The organism is Paenibacillus bovis, assembly GCF_001421015.2.
GTDB lineage: Bacteria > Bacillota > Bacilli > Paenibacillales > Paenibacillaceae > Saccharibacillus > Saccharibacillus bovis.
Genome location: NZ_CP013023.1, coordinates 1,048,172 through 1,064,439 on the forward strand (window position 1 = coordinate 1,048,172; position 16,268 = coordinate 1,064,439).

Annotated in this window: 15 protein-coding genes; 7 read left to right on the forward strand and 8 right to left on the reverse strand. The window is 49.9% G+C overall.

What is annotated here, in order from left to right; genetic code table 11:
- Positions 1–78 precede the first annotated feature (78 nt).
- Positions 79–1,218: an NADH:flavin oxidoreductase gene (locus tag AR543_RS04490; RefSeq protein ID WP_060532188.1), complete on the forward strand. Its 1,140-nt coding sequence runs from the start codon at positions 79–81 to the stop codon at positions 1,216–1,218.
- Positions 1,219–1,477: 259 nt separating this feature from the next.
- Here the strand turns inward: AR543_RS04490 and AR543_RS04495 are convergent, their stop codons facing one another.
- The gene (locus AR543_RS04495) at positions 1,478–2,689 is read right to left on the reverse strand and encodes an ROK family protein (RefSeq protein WP_060532190.1); all 1,212 of its coding nucleotides are present in this window, start codon (positions 2,687–2,689) and stop codon (positions 1,478–1,480) included.
- Between the two features lie 335 nt (positions 2,690–3,024).
- Here AR543_RS04495 and AR543_RS04500 point away from each other — a divergent pair, with 335 nt between their 5' ends.
- The 5 genes from AR543_RS04500 (at position 3,025) to AR543_RS04520 (ending at position 7,492) form a co-directional block, all read left to right on the forward strand.
- Positions 3,025–3,846, forward strand: a complete 822-nt coding sequence (locus tag AR543_RS04500; protein WP_060532192.1) for a purine-nucleoside phosphorylase — start codon at positions 3,025–3,027, stop codon at positions 3,844–3,846.
- A 51-nt stretch (positions 3,847–3,897) separates the two neighbouring features.
- Positions 3,898–4,836, forward strand: coding sequence for an EamA family transporter (locus AR543_RS04505; RefSeq protein ID WP_227871834.1), 939 nt, complete (start codon positions 3,898–3,900; stop codon positions 4,834–4,836).
- Positions 4,837–5,078: 242 nt separating this feature from the next.
- Positions 5,079–6,179, forward strand: a complete 1,101-nt coding sequence (locus AR543_RS04510; protein WP_060532196.1) for an FAD-dependent monooxygenase — start codon at positions 5,079–5,081, stop codon at positions 6,177–6,179.
- A 75-nt stretch (positions 6,180–6,254) separates the two neighbouring features.
- Entirely contained in the window at positions 6,255–7,028 is a 774-nt protein-coding gene (locus tag AR543_RS04515) for a GTP cyclohydrolase II (RefSeq protein ID WP_060532198.1), read from the forward strand.
- Positions 7,029–7,300: 272 nt separating this feature from the next.
- Positions 7,301–7,492 (forward strand): aspartyl-phosphate phosphatase Spo0E family protein, encoded by a 192-nt coding sequence (locus AR543_RS04520; RefSeq protein WP_017814027.1) that lies wholly within the window; start codon positions 7,301–7,303, stop codon positions 7,490–7,492.
- A gap of 261 nt (positions 7,493–7,753) precedes the next feature.
- Here AR543_RS04520 and AR543_RS04525 read toward each other — a convergent pair whose 3' ends face one another.
- The 3 genes from AR543_RS04525 to AR543_RS04535 all read right to left on the reverse strand — a co-directional run bounded on the left by AR543_RS04525 (position 7,754) and on the right by AR543_RS04535 (position 10,582).
- Positions 7,754–8,584, reverse strand: coding sequence for an aldo/keto reductase (locus AR543_RS04525; RefSeq protein WP_060532200.1), 831 nt, complete (start codon positions 8,582–8,584; stop codon positions 7,754–7,756).
- A 63-nt stretch (positions 8,585–8,647) separates the two neighbouring features.
- Positions 8,648–9,898, reverse strand: a complete 1,251-nt coding sequence (locus AR543_RS04530) for a CynX/NimT family MFS transporter (RefSeq protein ID WP_060532202.1) — start codon at positions 9,896–9,898, stop codon at positions 8,648–8,650.
- Between the two features lie 3 nt (positions 9,899–9,901).
- Complete coding sequence (locus AR543_RS04535) at positions 9,902–10,582, reverse strand: FadR/GntR family transcriptional regulator (RefSeq protein ID WP_060532204.1); 681 nt, start codon at positions 10,580–10,582, stop codon at positions 9,902–9,904.
- Between the two features lie 795 nt (positions 10,583–11,377).
- On the opposite strand from AR543_RS04535, the gene AR543_RS04540 reads away from it, so the two are divergent.
- On the forward strand, positions 11,378–12,928 hold the full coding sequence (locus tag AR543_RS04540) for a DUF6359 domain-containing protein (protein ID WP_418304218.1): 1,551 nt from the start codon (positions 11,378–11,380) through the stop codon (positions 12,926–12,928).
- Between the two features lie 249 nt (positions 12,929–13,177).
- Here AR543_RS04540 and AR543_RS04545 read toward each other — a convergent pair whose 3' ends face one another.
- From AR543_RS04545 to AR543_RS04560, 4 genes are all read right to left on the reverse strand, one after another.
- Complete coding sequence (locus AR543_RS04545; RefSeq protein ID WP_060532208.1) at positions 13,178–13,585, reverse strand: DUF350 domain-containing protein; 408 nt, start codon at positions 13,583–13,585, stop codon at positions 13,178–13,180.
- A 225-nt stretch (positions 13,586–13,810) separates the two neighbouring features.
- On the reverse strand, positions 13,811–15,286 hold the full coding sequence (locus AR543_RS04550; protein WP_060532210.1) for a glutathionylspermidine synthase family protein: 1,476 nt from the start codon (positions 15,284–15,286) through the stop codon (positions 13,811–13,813).
- Positions 15,287–15,291: 5 nt separating this feature from the next.
- On the reverse strand, positions 15,292–15,741 hold the full coding sequence (locus AR543_RS24940) for a hypothetical protein (RefSeq protein ID WP_335582707.1): 450 nt from the start codon (positions 15,739–15,741) through the stop codon (positions 15,292–15,294).
- Positions 15,738–16,256: a hypothetical protein gene (locus AR543_RS04560; RefSeq protein WP_158523928.1), complete on the reverse strand. Its 519-nt coding sequence runs from the start codon at positions 16,254–16,256 to the stop codon at positions 15,738–15,740. The genes AR543_RS24940 and AR543_RS04560 overlap by 4 nt, the downstream gene beginning before the upstream one ends.
- Positions 16,257–16,268: the final 12 nt, after the last annotated feature.

The window sequence follows — 16,268 nt, forward strand, 5'->3', positions numbered from 1 at the left end:
ATACTTACTTTTTAATACTAATTTCTCAAAAGTAATGATTATAGTATAAACGAAAATGATGCTGGAGGTAGAATAAAAATGACATTTACTGAAAATAATCTGCAGGCGGTTCCCGCTTCTGCTGTCGCAAAGCTGTTTGAACCTTTTCGTTATGGACCGCTTGAATTATCCAGTCGGATCGTAATGGCGCCGATGGCGCGCGGGTTCTCCCCGAATGGTGTACCCGGACCCGATGTAGCCGATTATTATCGCCGTCGTGCCGAACAGCAGGTAGGGCTGGTTATTACCGAAAATATATCGATCCCGCATCCTTCTGCCAATCAGGACCCAACGATCTATCCGGACTTTAACAGTGAGGAAGCCCGGGCAGGCTGGAAGCATGTCGTGGATGAAGTGCACCGTGTAGGCGGAAAGATTATCCCGCAGCTGATGCATACCGGAATAGCCAGAGCCGCTGTTCCACAGCCGGATGGAGCCGAACCATCGATCAGTCCGTCCGGTCTCGATGTAAATGGAGAGCGGCAGGGTGAGCCGATGACCGTAGAAGAAATCCGGGAAGTTATAGCGGCTTATGCAGAAGCGGCTGCCGAGGCGCAGCGGCTGGGATTTGACGGGATCGAGCTGCACGGAGCCCATGGTTATCTGATAGATCAGTTTCTGTGGGAAGGTACGAACCGCCGCACCGATGAATATGGAGGCAGTATTGCCAAGCGCACCCGATTTGCTGCCGAGGTTATAGCAGCTTGCCGCCAGGCAGTTGGGCCGGATTTCCCGATTATTTTCCGCTTCTCCCAGTGGAAATTCCCGGTGTATACCGCCCGGCTGGCGCAAAATCCGGAAGAGCTGGCAGAAGTGCTGAAGCCGCTGGCAGCAGCAGGCGTAGATATTTTCCATGCATCGACTCGCCGCTTCTGGGAGCCGGAGTTCGAAGGATCCTCCCTGAGCCTGGCAGGTTGGGCCAAGCAGATTACCGGCCAACCGACAATCTCTGTAGGCTCAGTAGGACTGCAGCAGGACTTTGCCGGCTTTATGGCAGGAGAAGGCTCGGAACCGTCGAGTCTGAATGATCTGACAGAACGAATGGCGACAAGCGAATTTGACCTGGTCGCTGTAGGTCGTGCACTGCTTGCCGATCCGGCATGGGCAGTCAAGATTCGCGATGGCCGCGAGGATGAACTAAAGCCGTTTCATTCTGATGCGATAGGGACTCTTTATTGAAATGTTTGTCAAAGCAAAAAGCGACCGGAGTATAACTCCAGTCGCTTTTTGCTTTGATTATGGCCGAAATAATGAGGCATAAGCAGCTGCTACAATACTGCTGAAGATAAATTAAGATAAAGTGGCTTCAGCAGTGGCTATGAGGCTATCAGTCGTCTACCATGATAGACGGCTTGGACATAGACATAGCATAAATCAACCGGCAAACAGGGTCGAGACTGGATATCCAGTCTATTCATCAATACACATAGCCACTTGTTTATTCCTGTTCGGTAAAATAGTCCAGCACCATGCAGCCAGCTCCCTGTGCCACGATATCGTAGGCTTCGCTGGACTGGTGAATCTGCACCGTGCTGTTCGGATAATGGTTCAGCCGGCTCTGCGCCGTAGCGGAAGCTACTTCATAAAAAAGCGGCTTGGGAACCAGTGTGCCGCCAAATACAACCACATCCGGACGCAGCAGAAAAACAAGATTGCTCAGACCGATGCCAAAATAATAAGCCGCGTCCCGAACGACCTCAAGACAAAGCGGATCTTCCTGCTCCAGTGCACCCAGCACATGGTGAAATCCGATCTGCTCGATATCGTCATTCTCATTTTGCAGCATAGATACATGGCCGCGCTTGATCCGGCGTACGACTTCATCGCGGATCGCCGGCAGGCTGCTGTATGCCTGCAGACAACCATACGATCCGCAGCTGCAGCGATGACCATGGATATCTACAATCATATGTCCAAAAGCATCGTCCATCTCGGTTCTGCTACCAACCATCCGGCCCTGCACAATCGTGCCGCAGCGAATACCGATATCGCTGGAGACAAACACGAGATTGCCCGACTCCTTCCAATAATGAATCCGGTATTCTGCCAATGCAGCCAATGGGGTACCGTTATCCAGCAGGACACGAATATTGGTTAGTGCTTCCAGCTGCGCCACGATAGGCAGCTCCTCCCATCCTCCAGCCGGGAACAGATGGGCTTTGCGAAGGATACCCCGCTCCCGATCGATCGGGTCCAGTACGCCTACACCGATACCCAGCAGCTGCTCGGCACGAATATGGTGTTGATTCATCCATTCCCGGACACAGTCGGCGATGAAGTTCAGTGTATATTCACCGGTGCAGCGCTCATCCATCTGCAGCTTGGCAGTATCCAGAATGTTCAGTTTGAGATCCAGCAGTAGTGCCGTGGTATACAGGCTGGTAATCTCTACACCGATCAGATAGCAGGCAGTAGGCTGGATAACGTACATGAGCGGACGCCGTCCACCGCTGGATTCACCGATTCCGCTATCGTAAATCAATCCTTCCTGTACCAGTTCCTCCAACAGACGCGCACAGGTCACGCTTTTGTATCCGGTCATTTCGGCTAACGTATGTATACTGACAGGTCCCAGTTTGCGTACCAGGCTGTAGAGTAGTTTGAGATTTTTGAGCTTGGGAGAAGTGGAACCGATAAATTGCTTTAACATAATAGTCCTCCACATAATGGATTTGCCGAAAACAGGATGTTTTTATTTTATAGGATTCGATATGGAAAAAGAAGCTGTTTGAGTATGGCTTCTGATATTTTGCGAAAATAGGTTTATTGCAATTATATATAAAGTATATCTATAAAACCCACAAAAGAAATGATTATATTCATTTAGCTTATAAATAATCTCTTATTATACATACTTTTTATATAAAATAGTTAAAGTGTGTTTACTTACCTGTACTTATCCTTTAGACTAAATCACGTCGAGTATACCGAACAGAGCAGTCATCCAGACGTGATAAGATGATTCAGATAATGGAGGAAATGATAATGCATAATCTACAGGATATTCAGCAGGCAACCGATTTTATTATGAACCAAACGGCACACCGTCCAACGATTGGTCTGATTCTGGGATCGGGATTAGGCGCTTTAGCAGATGATATTGAGAATCCTCATTGTATTCCTTATAGCGAGATTCCCCATTTTGCCAAATCCGAAGCGGTAGGACATGCCAATGAACTCGTTATTGGACAGTTAATGGGCAAAACAGTCGTTGCGATGAAAGGTCGTTTCCACTATTACGAAGGATTCACGCTGGATGAAGTTACTTTCCCTGTACGGGTGATGAAAGCTCTTGGTGTAGAGAATGTGATTATTACCAATGCCTGCGGTGCAATAAATACCGATTTTCAGCCGGGCGAACTGATGCTGATTACCGATCATATCAATCTGGTAGCCAATAATCCGCTGATCGGTCCGAATAATCCCGAACTGGGTACCCGTTTCCCCGATCTCTCCAAAGTGTATCATCCCGAGCTACGCCGGATAGCGACCGATGTCGCGCAGGAGATGAACCTTTCCCTGCAGCAAGGGGTATACGCGTGGTGGAGCGGTCCGGCTTATGAGACACCGGCAGAGATTCGCATGATTCGTACGATGGGAGCGGATGCGGTAGGCATGTCGACCGTACCGGAAGCGATTGTAGCTACCCACGCCAGCATAGGCGTGCTAGGGATTTCCTGCCTGACCAATATGGCCTGCGGTATTCTGGATCAGCCGCTGAATCACGAAGAAGTGATTGAGGTGGCCGGACGGGTCAGAACCGATTTCGTCAAACTGATCAAAGGGATTCTGGAACAAATGCAATAAAGAGTGAGTCACAGAAGATACCGTTCTTCTTGAGAGTTAAGATGGGGTGAAGTGTTGAAAGGTATAATTTATATTTTACTGGGTGCCTGCAGCTACGGCGTGCTGTCTACCTTTGTAAAATTGGCGTATCATGACGGATTTATCGTCAACGACGTGGTAGGCATTCAGATGCTGCTCGGAGCCTTGCTGCTGTGGGGCTTTCTGCTTGTCAGCCGACTCGGCAAAAAGAACAGTGCTGCGCCCAAATATGCGGCAGCCAGCCATAAGCAGATCATTCTGCTGATCGGACTCGGCTCTACGACAGGATTAACCGGAATGTTCTATTATCTGGCGCTGCAGTATATATCTGCTTCGCTGGCGATTGTGCTGCTGTTCCAGTTTACCTGGATGGGGGTGCTGGCAGAGGCAATTATAAACCGCAGACTGCCAGGTGCAGGCAAATTGCTATCCCTGATCCCGCTGCTGATTGGTACACTTAGCGCTACCAACCTGTTTGCGACAGGGCTTGGCGGTATTCACTGGCTCGGATTCCTGTATGGACTGCTGGCTGCTGTCTCGTATACGATCTTTATTTTATTGAGCGGCAGAGTAGCGGTACAGGTGAATCCGGTGCTGAAGACTGCGCTGATGGTGAGCGGTGGATGTATGATTTGTATGATTGTGCTGCCACCAGCCTTTTTGTCGGATGCTCGCTTGTTCGTAGAGCTGGCACTGCGATACGGTCTCGCACTAGCTGTGCTCGGTCCGTTTTTGTCTACGCTAATGTTCTCCAAGGGAGCTCCGTTAACCGGCTCGGGCATGGCTTCTATTCTGGGCGCTGCAGAGCTGCCTACCGCGGTACTTATGTCTGCAGTGGTTCTTCATGAGCAGGTCGGTATGCCGCATTATCTCGGTATGCTGCTGATTCTGCTCGGTATTGTTTTCCCAGAAATATGGAAAAGAATATCTATACGCCGACATACGCTGTCTTCCAAGTCGCATAACCAATAGATTAAAAGTATAATACACACGTAAAAGCATCTTTTATAGTCGTCCAGGATAAACATACTAGTATCCGATCCGATAACTATATAAAGAGGCTTTTTTGTTGTCTATATCGTACGGGCACTGTAAAAGTTGACAACATCCTTTCACTTAAATATAATCTACTTATTAAAAGTAAGTTAACGACCTTAAATATAATTGCTATGACAAATAAAGATACTGAGAAACGTCAGAGAAAGGAGAATCCGATGGATCTGAATACACAGGTCTGTATCGTCGGAGCAGGTCCCGGTGGAGCGCTGCTGGGTTATCTGCTGGCTGCCCGGGGTATATCCGTTATCCTGCTGGAACGGCATGGACATATCGATAAAGAGTTCCGCGGTGAACATCTGAATACGACCGGTGAGGCCATTCTTCGTGAACACGGACTGTACGAGCAGGTGCGTGAGGCCGGACTGCTGGAAATGGAGCGGGTAGAGTACTTTCAGGACGGTCAGGTGATCAAAAGTATCCTGCCCGGACCGGAGGAGCGCCACACCGGTATACATGTGCCGCAGAAAAATCTGCTGCAGGTTCTGCTCGGGCAGTCCTTGAACTTCCCCAATTACCGACTTATGATGGATACAACCGTAACGGAGCTGATCCGGGAATCAACAGAAGGTCCGGTGACCGGTGTACGGGTTCGTCATCACGGCGAAGAGTGGACGATTCACAGCCAGATCGTCATCGGAGCAGACGGCAGATATTCGACAGTTCGCAAGCTTGCCGGTATTCAGACAACCATTCTCCGTCACGGATTTGATCTGCTATGGGCACGTATTCCTGCACCGGACGGCTGGCCGCCTACGGTACGCATGGCTCTGGCACAGGATGCCCAGCTGGCCTTGTTCACCCAGCATGGCGGATATATCCAGATTGGCTGGAATATTCCGCAGGACACGTATCCGCAGCTGCGCAAATCGCCGGTCGACCCTTTTGCGAGCGCATTGATTGATGCGTTTCCGCAGCTGGAGACTATGGTGCAGCAGTATATCCGCTCCTGGGAAGATTTTGTACTGCTCAAGGTGCAGAGCTGTGTATGCGATACATGGGCCCAGCCGGGACTGGTTATTATGGGCGACGCTGCCCATACGTTCAGTCCAACCGGGGCGATCGGCGTGAACAGCGCGATGCAGGATGCCCATGTACTCGCACCACTGCTGATCGAAGCGCTTGAAGCGGAAGATGTTAGTCTGGAGCGGCTTCGCCAGTTTGAACAGCTACGCCGGCAGGAGACTGCGAATGAGCTGGACAGTCAGTTTACGAGAGAAGCTGGTTTTCGTGCGCATTTTCCGGCTTATCATGCCTGAAACCAATGAATGATCCAATAGACATCTATCGACGTATTTACAAATATAGCATTCCCAATTCCGGAGGTAATCCATATGATCAATCCTAAAATTGCAGCAGCGCTCCAGAATCATATTCAAATCGTGCCAAGCGGCGAGAAATCGATTTATCTGGTCGGCCCGATCCGTCTGCCGGTGAATCTGGACGGTGAGACGGTAGTCTTCCAGTGGTACTGCTGGCTGCGCTGTGACAGTATGCCGGGTGCGAACTGCGGCGACCGTAATTACGACCATGCCGCTATTATCGAGATGCTGTCTTCGTCCAATCTGGCAGAAGCCCAGCAATCCAGCGTACTCGTCTATGGTGATTTCAAAGGATCACCGGACGCGCTGATCCGGATGCACAGTATCTGTCATACCGGCGATATTTTTGGCAGCAAGCGCTGTGACTGCGGCTACCAGCTCAAACAATCGATGAAAATGATCGCGGCCCATGGATCGGGTGCGCTGTTCTATCTGGCGAACCACGAGGGACGCGGTATTGGTCTGTTCAGCAAAGCGATGGCCTATGTACTGCAGGAGCAGGGGCTGGATACTGTCGAAGCCAATCTGGAGCTGGGCTTCGAAGATGATATGCGCAATTATGACGACGCCATCGCCGTATTGAATCAGCTGCGTCAGCTGCCGGTCACGCTGATCACCAACAATCCGCGCAAGCTGGATGCGCTTCAGCGCTCCGGTGCAGAGGTGAGCGGACGTGTACCGCTATGGGGCGACATTTCCGAGTTCAACGAAAAATACCTGCAGACCAAAGTAGACCGCTCCGGGCATTTCGGCAGTGGACCACTGACTCCAATCATTACAGATTAACCTTCTACAATCGGAAACCAGATGCATTGTTCACGGAACATTCATGCAGCCTGGCTTCCGGTTGTGTTATATTTCTATAAAGGATGAGCTATATCATTTAGCTTTTTGTCACTTTATAATCTAAAGTGTATATAAATGTGATATGGTAGAAATAGGAATCGTTTGGTAAAATTCGTAGACAGAGTATTAGATGACAGACTGCACAAAGATAGAATAAATAGATAGACAGCTGCAGCTGTTTCTTCAAGACATCGCGGTAGGAGGTGAGTTTCTTGGAAGAGCTTAAATTGATTGAAGCATGCATCGAACAAGAGCGCCGGGAACTTAATGAAATGGTACAATTTTATGACCTTCATGACCACCGCGTATTGGACCAGTCGAGAAGAGTAGACACCATACTTAACCATTACAACCATTTGAAGCAGGCATTATTAGGTACTCGAAGTTCAATCGTAGGGTCATAAGTAATCAAGCAGGGAATATAAGTAGTGGAGTGAATTATACTTATAGCTTGGGATCTAATCAGGAATAAATAGCACATTATGGATAGGCCCCCGTGTACACGGGGGCTTTTTTATATCTATTAGCAAGAAAGGCTAAAAGGTGAACAAGAAAAGAGCAGAAATGTACATGGAATATGCAGCCGGTTAATCTGACCGCCAAAAAAAGACACACCGGCATATGCACCGATGTGTCTTTGGTATTGTAGTTGGAGCCGGGAATGATTAGAAGTTGAAGTTGTCCGGATCCGGGCCGGTACGCTCGTTTTTGTTGAGCGCATTCAGTTGATCCACTTCGTCCGCTGTCAGCTGGAAGTCGAAAATGTTTGCGTTATCTACGATACGCTCTTCTTTGACCGAACGAGTCAGTACGACTACGCCTTTGTCGAGTACCCAGCGCAGCAGCACTTGTGCAGGGCTCTTGCCGTATTTCTCAGCAATAGTAGTGACTACTTCATTGTCGAACAGCTTGCCTTGTGCCAGCGGGGACCATGCTTCGACCTGAATCCCTTTTTGTGCACAATAGTCGAGCAGTTCATTTTGCGTCAGCAGCGGATGAAACTCGATCTGGTTAACAGCCGGCACGACTTCCGCGTCTGCCAGCAGATCATCCAGATGGTGCGGCTGGAAGTTACTTACGCCGATGGCACGAATACGGCCTTCTTTGTACAAATTCTCCATTGCGCGCCAGGAATCTTTGTATTTGCCTTTGACCGGCCAGTGGATCAGGTACAGGTCGAGTACATCCAGACCGAGCTTCTCCATCGTGGAGTCAAATGCCGCCAGAGCGGATTCATAGCCCTGGTCACCATTCCACAGCTTGGACGTAATGAACAGATCTTCACGGGCTACACCGGATTCACGGATCGCTTTGCCCACGCTCTCTTCATTCTTGTATGCGGCAGCCGTATCGATAGAGATATAACCCGCCTTGATTGCAGCAGTGACGGACTTTGTCGCGTCTTCTCCTTCTTCAACCTGCCATACGCCGAGACCGAACCATGGCATTTCGACACCATTGTTCAGTTTTTTGGTGGATCGGATATCAGTAGTCATGATTGTATTCCTCCTCAGTATGCTAAGATCGCTTCTTATAAATCATACCCTATTTCGTAGTTATTAATCGATAGTACGTATATTTTGGTCATTTGTAGGCTCCGGATAAATGTATCCGCGGCTGCCGGCACCAAAGCCAGTGTATAGCAGACTGGCTGCTGCTGCGACGAGCAGCGTCAGCGGAATCGTCCATGTACCGGTCGCATCATGCAGAATACCAAACAGGGTCGGTCCGCAGGCTGCCAGCAAATAACCGACAGATTGAGCCATACCGGATACCTCGGTGGCCTGCTCCGGTGTACGGGTACGCAGGTTGAAAAACATCATCGATAGACTGAATGCGGCGGCTCCGGCAATTCCGAGCAGAATCAGGCAAAAAGCAATCCAGCCCATATGTCCGCTGCCCATCATAATGCCGAATAGCGCAATCAGATACAGCACTACTGTGCCGAATACAAGCACCCGCTGTGTTTTGAGCCGGGCAGCCAGAATCGGAATAATAAAGTTAAACGGCAGCATCGAGAACTGCATCAGAGACAGCATATAACCGGACTGTACACGGCTCATTCCCTGTTCCTGCAGAATATCCGGCAGCCAGGCGATAGACACATAATAGATCATCGATTGCAGACCCATGAAAAAAGTGATTTTCCAGGCGATCGGCGAGCGCCATACACTATGACCGGACGTATGTGAGCGGGCGGCCAGCTTGGCGACCTTGTTGTGCCGCAGCTGCGGAATCCAGCAGAGCAGAGATGCCATCGCCAGTACGGTCCAGGTAAGCAGGGAACCCTGCCAACCCAGCCCCAAATTCACGGCCAGCGGCAGGCTGAGCGCTGACGCAATCGCGGCAAATACGTTGGTACAGATCGAGTACACACTCGTCATAATCCCGATCCGGAGCGGGAACTCCCGCTTGATCAGACCCGGCAAAATCACATTCAGTACCGCGATTGCCAGACCGGTCAGGAATGTACCGGTAATCAGAAGACTGATGCCGCCAAATGGACGCATCCAGCCGCCGGCCACCAGAATGACCATGGCAAAGAAAATAATTTTCTCCATGCCATAGCTGCCGGCGAGTTTGGCGACAAACGGAGACAGCAGTGCAAAGGCCAGCAGCGGAATCGTTGTCAGGAAGCCGGCCATGGTATTGGATACGGTAAAGTCCTGCCGCATCAATTCGAGCAGTGGACTCAGACCGGTAATCGGCCCCCGCATATTAATAGATACAAACAGGATACAAAAAACGAGAAAAGCCAGATTCCGCCTGGTAACGGAAGAACCTATAGAGTCGATAGTGGTTTTGTGCATTGCTTATAAATTCCTTTCGAAAAGAATACCTGTGAAATGCGAGATATAATCGTCTACAACGGAGGCCGCCTGATCAGGCTGCTGCTCACGAATCGCCACAATCAGATTGCGGTGCCCGGTATGATAGCGATCATTGCTCATCTCGGTCGTACTGAGGATAGACATCTGGATCTGTTCAAATAAATTGGCATACAGATCGATCAGCAGTCCGTTGTAGGAGGCGGCTACAATCGCCTGATGCAGCTTCATATCCGCTTCTACAAACGCCTCTACATCGCCCGCTTCGGTATGCTGATGACACAGATCCGCATACTGATCCATGGTCTGAAGATCTTCGTCGGTACGCCGCAGACAGGCCAGCCTTGCAGCTTCCCGATCCAGTGCATGACGCACCTCCATAATCTCGACCATCGTCGAACGCTGCACACGCTTTTGCAGAACCGAGCTGAGTTCACTGCTCGCTGTCACGAAGGTTCCATCTCCCTGCCGGGTAGAAAGAAGCCCTACATGCACCAGCGCCCGCACCGCTTCCCGCAGGGTGTTGCGGCTGACGCCAAACTGCTCCATTAACTCCGCTTCCCGCGGAATCCGCGTGCCAATCTCCCACTGCCCATCCTTGATCCGCTGCTCAATCTGCGCATACACTTGATCGACCAGCGACTTTTTCTCCAACTTGTCAAACAAAACACTCACTCCCAAAGGTAGGATGATTGGTACTTTGGCTATTTTATAAGAATCCTTTGCGTTACGCAACTTAATTTGGTGATGACGGGAGAGGGATTGCTCTGGTTTGGGGTTCGGCCGCTGCAGAAAGGAATAAGGGCACGTCCTCCGGTTAAGCCTGGAGATTCTTGAATTGGATATTGGAAATGAGAATCTCCAGGCTTAAAAGTCGTCCTTTACCCTTATTTCCTTTCCTCCGCTCCGTATCGCGGTGTGACTATGTTAAAACAAATAAAAAAATAATAACCAGCTGTCCATAAACAATAGCCAGTAACCAAAAACTAAAAAACAGCAGTTAATAACCCACAAACCACTGCCAAACTATAACCCGTCTCTTTACATCTTTCGTCTATAGCGTTGCTTCCCGCCCTCCCCTAACAAAAAGGAATTTAAATCTTTCATCTGGAACGTGCGAATGGAGATCCTGGCACGGAGCGGAGGGAATGGAATCCTTCTAAAGCCATCCTTTAAGAACGGATATCTACTGCTGAAAGCAGTTATTCCAGATATCCGTTCTTAACAGAGGGCGACAGAAGGATCCATTCCTGCAGCGTTGTAACTATTCTCCACTCCCACGCTTCCCGCTTCAAATTTAAATTCCTTTTTATTTAATTTTTACATAAAAGAGGAATACGCTAGATAAAAACGAATTATGATAATTAAGAATCGATTGTCCCACCGTTTGACCATTTAGCCAGAGGAGGAACGTATATGCAAAAAGCAGTATCCCGAAGGATTCACCTGATTTTCCTTGCTATGATGCTGACAGCGGTATCCCTGTTTGGAGGTATGCCGGGTTCCAAAGCGGAAGCAGCAACTGCACTGACGGTTGCGCAGGCGATTCAGTCGCAGACCGCAGGCACGATTACGGTAACCGGAGTTGTGGTAGGACATGCGAGTGGTGCACAGACAGCTGATTTCAGCAGTCCATTTGCCAATGATTATAATCTGCTGCTGGCAGACAGCAAGGGCGAGACCAGCAACAGCAAGCTGTTGGACGTACAGATCCCGAGCAGCTTCCGCTCCCAGTTTGGACTGCAATCCAATCCGGGGCTGATTGGTCAGACGATTACGGTGACAGGTACCGCAGGTACATACAATAATTATCCGGGTGTAAAAAGCCCGACGGCGATGACAGTTGGCGGTACGACACCAACAGATCCGACTGATCCAACGAACCCAACAGATCCAACGCCAGGTACGCCGGGCACAGGAACCACACTGCCGGATGGCACAGGCAAAAAAGTTCTGTTCGACAATACGCATGGACAGACAGCCGGAGCAGCCGACTGGGTCATCAATGGCGGATTCTCCGATTTTGCCAGTGGACTGCGAGCAGTCGGATTTACGGTAGAATCCCTGGAGCGTCCGATTCCTTATACGTTTGGCGAGCAGGCGATCACGTATGACAAGCTCAAAAATTATGATGTATTTGTTCTTGCAGAGCCGAATGTTCCTTTCAAAGCGAGCGAACAGGCAGCGATGCTGCAATATGTCAAAGCAGGCGGCAGTATTTTCTTTATCGGTGATCACTACAATGCCGACCGCAACAAAAACCGCTGGGACGGTTCCGAAGCGATGAACGGCTATCGCCGCGGAGCGTACAGCAATCCGGCCAAAGGCATGAGTGCAGAAGAAGCCGCTTCCCCGGCAATGCAGGGTGTAAGCAGCTCCGACTGGCTGGGTACGAACTTTGGTATTCGTTTCCGCTACAATGCACTGGGTGATGTGAATGCTACCGATATCGTAGCTTCGAATCAATCTTTTGGTATTACGGCAGGAGTCAAATCGGTAGCGATGCATGCAGGTTCCACGCTGGCTATCCTTGACCCAAGCAAAGCCAAAGGTATCGTATATGTTCCATCCGGCGTCTCCAAATGGGGTAACGCAGTCGATCAGGGCGTATACAATGGCGGCGGACGAAGTGAAGGTCCTTATGCTGCAATCTCCAAGCTGGGTGCCGGCAAAGCCGCCTTTATCGGGGACTCTTCTCCGGTTGAAGATGCATCACCGAAATACCTGCGCGAAGAGACAGGCGCAGCCAAGAAAACCTATGATGGATTCAAAGAAGTAGACGATGCCACACTGCTCGTACAGACCGTGAGATGGCTCGCCAACAAAGAAAGCTACACCAGCTTCAGCGGAGTGAGCGGTCTGACACTGGACAGCCCGACACCACTGCTACCAATCGAGACCCCGGCTTCTTCCACAGAGCCGCAGGCAGAACCATGGGCAGCTCCGCAAGCAGGCTACAAATGGTATGATCCAAAAACCTACAAAGCCGGTTCTTACGGTGCTGCTTCCTAAGCCAGATCGTCAAGCGGCACATACAGACAGCCTGGGATCATCCGGCAGCAAGTATATTGCTGCTGTGATTCCTCAGATATCGTATAGCTGTCGGCAGGCGTTTCCAAAAACCAACGCGTATAACAAAACAGCCTCTTTCTCTGTAGATCTACAGGGAAAGAGGCTGTTTGTTATGTGCCGATCTTATTCATTATTCGATGGATATTGTGTTATGTCGCAGAATCTGATCTGCTGTCAGCATTGTTCCTTTTACATCAGAAATGTTCCGATCACAAAGGAGATACCGATGATCAGCGAGCGCAGCAGCTGGGCCATGGCCATATTGCCGTTTTTGATCTGTTCGCACACTTTGGTGCTGGGTGTGATCAAATCGAATATGATATACACCAGACATAGAATTACGATACCGACAGCGGACCAGATAATAACGTCCAGCCAGTTGTTCGAGTTAATAGATACCAGTCCGACGATAATACAGAGACCGAGCAGTTTGCTGCCCATGTACATTCCTGCAGCTTCATTGCCTTCGGCGATCTCCTTGTTATCGTTATAGCGGGTAATCAGACTGAATATATAATAGCCGACCAGCAGTGCGGCGAATAGAATTAAGAGTCCAATCCCGACATGTAATAAATCTGTTCCAAAATGTCTCAACATTAACCCTCCTGTAAATTAAAATGCTTGTATGCATCTCGTATAATTGTGCAATTATCGGTAGTTCCATCTGTTCGATAAGGTTTGATACGTGGATTGATATTGGTCAATCCGTGGAATCCTACCGCTTTGCAAAAGTATGCTCTATCCATAGGATCGCGCGGAACAGTCGGTGCTGCCACAGAACTCTGTGCTGATTTCTCCAGGCATAGATCTACAGACCGGATATCAATCCTGTCTTTCAGTTGGAGTCACTGCGGCTGCACAGTAGCAGGCCAGATTGTCGGTCACTTTACCACCAATCCGTGGCAGCAGACCGGCAAAGGTACCACCGATCACAAAAGCTCCAGTCAGCAGATATCCTTCATATGTGCCGGTATCCGTCACCGCTCGGATCGGCTCCATCGGATGCAGCTGCTGATAGATTTTAGGCTGCTGCTCGTAATAGGCAGTAATCGCTTCTGCGGCCAGCCGCTCTTGATCAGCTGTATCCGGCTCGGTAGGATCAGCGTTCTCGGAATTCCAGGCTACAGCATGGCTGCCAAAGGGCGTGTTGGAAGCAGGCGGATCGCCCGAATCCTGCAGGCTGGGACGATTACTGTCTGCATCGTCTCTATGTATCGCCTGATCGTTTTTCTGCGGCGTGTGTGCTTGCCCAGCTTGTTCGATGAGCCGGGTACCCTGGCCTTCACGTCCAAAGTATCCTTTGGACACATAGGGAATATGATTTTGACGAAACGGCTCATCTGTAAAATAGGTCGGCAGCAAATACTGCTTGATCCAGCTGCATTCTTCGGCATTATACAGGGTGAAACCGGCATAATCCTGCATCTGGTCATTGCGCTCATACAGCGACCATAATGTCGCCATAAAGCCTTTGCTCTGTGTAAGAATATGCTGCGCTGGATTGATCAGACCGAGTCTGCCTTCGGCAACGAGCTGCAGCAAATCTTCTCCCACCGCCCGGCCGGTTTCTTCTTCACGGTCTTCAACCAGATATTCAAGCGGATAGAGGCGGTACAGGATAGTGATCTGTTCTTCCTGATCATATAATCCCTGCTCCGGTACGATCTTAAGCTGTTCCAGCGGTACATAGACAGCTTCGATTCCGGCGATCTGGCACTGTTCCAGCAGGTACATCGTATTCATCCGGTCTTCCTCATGCCAGTCATAGCTGGTGAAATGAATCTTTGGACCGAGGCCATGCTCCGAATAATAGGAGAGTGCTTCCCGAAACATATGCTGAATCCGGGTGTTCATCATGTCCGAAGCAGGCAGCAGTCCGGATACATGCCGAAGCAATTCCTTTTCGATAAAAGCGACCTCCGGCACACCACTCGGGGTATCGGTATTATTTTCTATACATTTTGGTTCGCCATCCGGGCTGATAATCCAGTCCAGTCGGGTCAGTCCATCCCACGGAATCGACTGCCGGGCTGTATGAGCCAGCAGTGGATGGATACCCAGCTGCTCGATCAGATATTCATCAGGCAGATACTCCTGAACAAAATGCAGCGTTTTGCGGTACAGATGATCGACCCGCTCCGAACCGAGCCGGAGCTGCTCATATTCATCGGCAGTATAGACAGTCATAGCCGGCAGGCAGTAGGGCTGTCCATACATCGTATGGTAAGGAATACGGCGGGCAATCTCGCCGGTAAACAGCTGTTCCCGGGATAACGGAATCGTGACAGTCCTACGCATAGCCTTTATCCTCCAAAGAAAGAGCTGGACGATCCACTACTGCCAAAGCCGCTGTGCGATCCGGATGAGCTGCTTTTGTGGGAAGAGCTGTACCCGCCAAAAAAGTACGAACCGCCATGGCTGCCACTGCTATAGTCATCATCACAATTATAAGGATTGCCATTCTGGTCATATTCGCAGTAATCATCATCGTCTCCGCAGCCGGTCAAGGCTACAGGTACGACCAGCATAAGAGAGAACGCCGCCATGCGTGCTTTGGAGCCGAGCGTTCGAGCCGGCTTGTCCGCAGACGCAGCATGCTGCTGAACAGCAGATGTTTCTGTTAAGGCACCGGTAATCTCAGGCAGCGATTCGGGCTTGCCGGTATGAGCGGCAGCAGCCGGTAATGGATAGATGGAACGTACAGATGGGTCAGACAGCAGTGTCTCGGGCTGGTTATGTAAATCCTTTGTCATCCGTGTCTCACCTCACTCAGGAAAAACATGACTTTCTGACGATCTGCATCCAGTACGGTATAGAGCATATCGTAAGTGACTCCGTTCTCTACCCAGTAATGATCCAGCAGGCGGCGGGCAATATCCAGAGCAGCCATGGAATAATCATAGCCGCTGATCCGCTCAAAGCTGTCACCATTCCACACCCAGTATTCGGGCTGCAGGGAAGAGGGATAATCTTTTTGCCCGGTAATGGTACGGGCCAGACTTTTCTGATACGGATAAGGCAGTTCCTCTGCGAAAGGACGCGCATACACAATATGCTGCCCGGTGTTTTCGGATTCGTGGGATATATGTACCCAAATCCGGTGATTCAGTTTGATAGCGTCTACAAGCTTGTGCACAAAAAGCTCATCCGAATGCATGGACGGATATTCATGAATCCGACCCAATTCGCGCTGTTTGTCCTCTGACCATTCTATGTAGCGTAGAGGATAATGCATGATGTTCACTCCCTTTTGAATCTTTCGTTTCAAGTACATCCATGT

What these genes read in the sequence shown, in the direction of transcription:
- AR543_RS04550 (WP_060532210.1), bottom strand. Translation starts at nt 15,286, where the DNA reads ATGCGTAGGACTGTCACGATTCCGTTATCCCGGGAACAGCTGTTTACC.
- AR543_RS04540 (WP_418304218.1), top strand. Translation starts at nt 11,378, where the DNA reads ATGATGCTGACAGCGGTATCCCTGTTTGGAGGTATGCCGGGTTCCAAA.
- AR543_RS04510 (WP_060532196.1), top strand. Translation starts at nt 5,079, where the DNA reads ATGGATCTGAATACACAGGTCTGTATCGTCGGAGCAGGTCCCGGTGGA.
- AR543_RS04495 (WP_060532190.1), bottom strand. Translation starts at nt 2,689, where the DNA reads ATGTTAAAGCAATTTATCGGTTCCACTTCTCCCAAGCTCAAAAATCTC.
- AR543_RS04525 (WP_060532200.1), bottom strand. Translation starts at nt 8,584, where the DNA reads ATGACTACTGATATCCGATCCACCAAAAAACTGAACAATGGTGTCGAA.
- AR543_RS04515 (WP_060532198.1), top strand. Translation starts at nt 6,255, where the DNA reads ATGATCAATCCTAAAATTGCAGCAGCGCTCCAGAATCATATTCAAATC.
- AR543_RS04545 (WP_060532208.1), bottom strand. Translation starts at nt 13,585, where the DNA reads ATGTTGAGACATTTTGGAACAGATTTATTACATGTCGGGATTGGACTC.
- AR543_RS24940 (WP_335582707.1), bottom strand. Translation starts at nt 15,741, where the DNA reads ATGACAAAGGATTTACATAACCAGCCCGAGACACTGCTGTCTGACCCA.
- AR543_RS04500 (WP_060532192.1), top strand. Translation starts at nt 3,025, where the DNA reads ATGCATAATCTACAGGATATTCAGCAGGCAACCGATTTTATTATGAAC.
- AR543_RS04490 (WP_060532188.1), top strand. Translation starts at nt 79, where the DNA reads ATGACATTTACTGAAAATAATCTGCAGGCGGTTCCCGCTTCTGCTGTC.
- AR543_RS04530 (WP_060532202.1), bottom strand. Translation starts at nt 9,898, where the DNA reads ATGCACAAAACCACTATCGACTCTATAGGTTCTTCCGTTACCAGGCGG.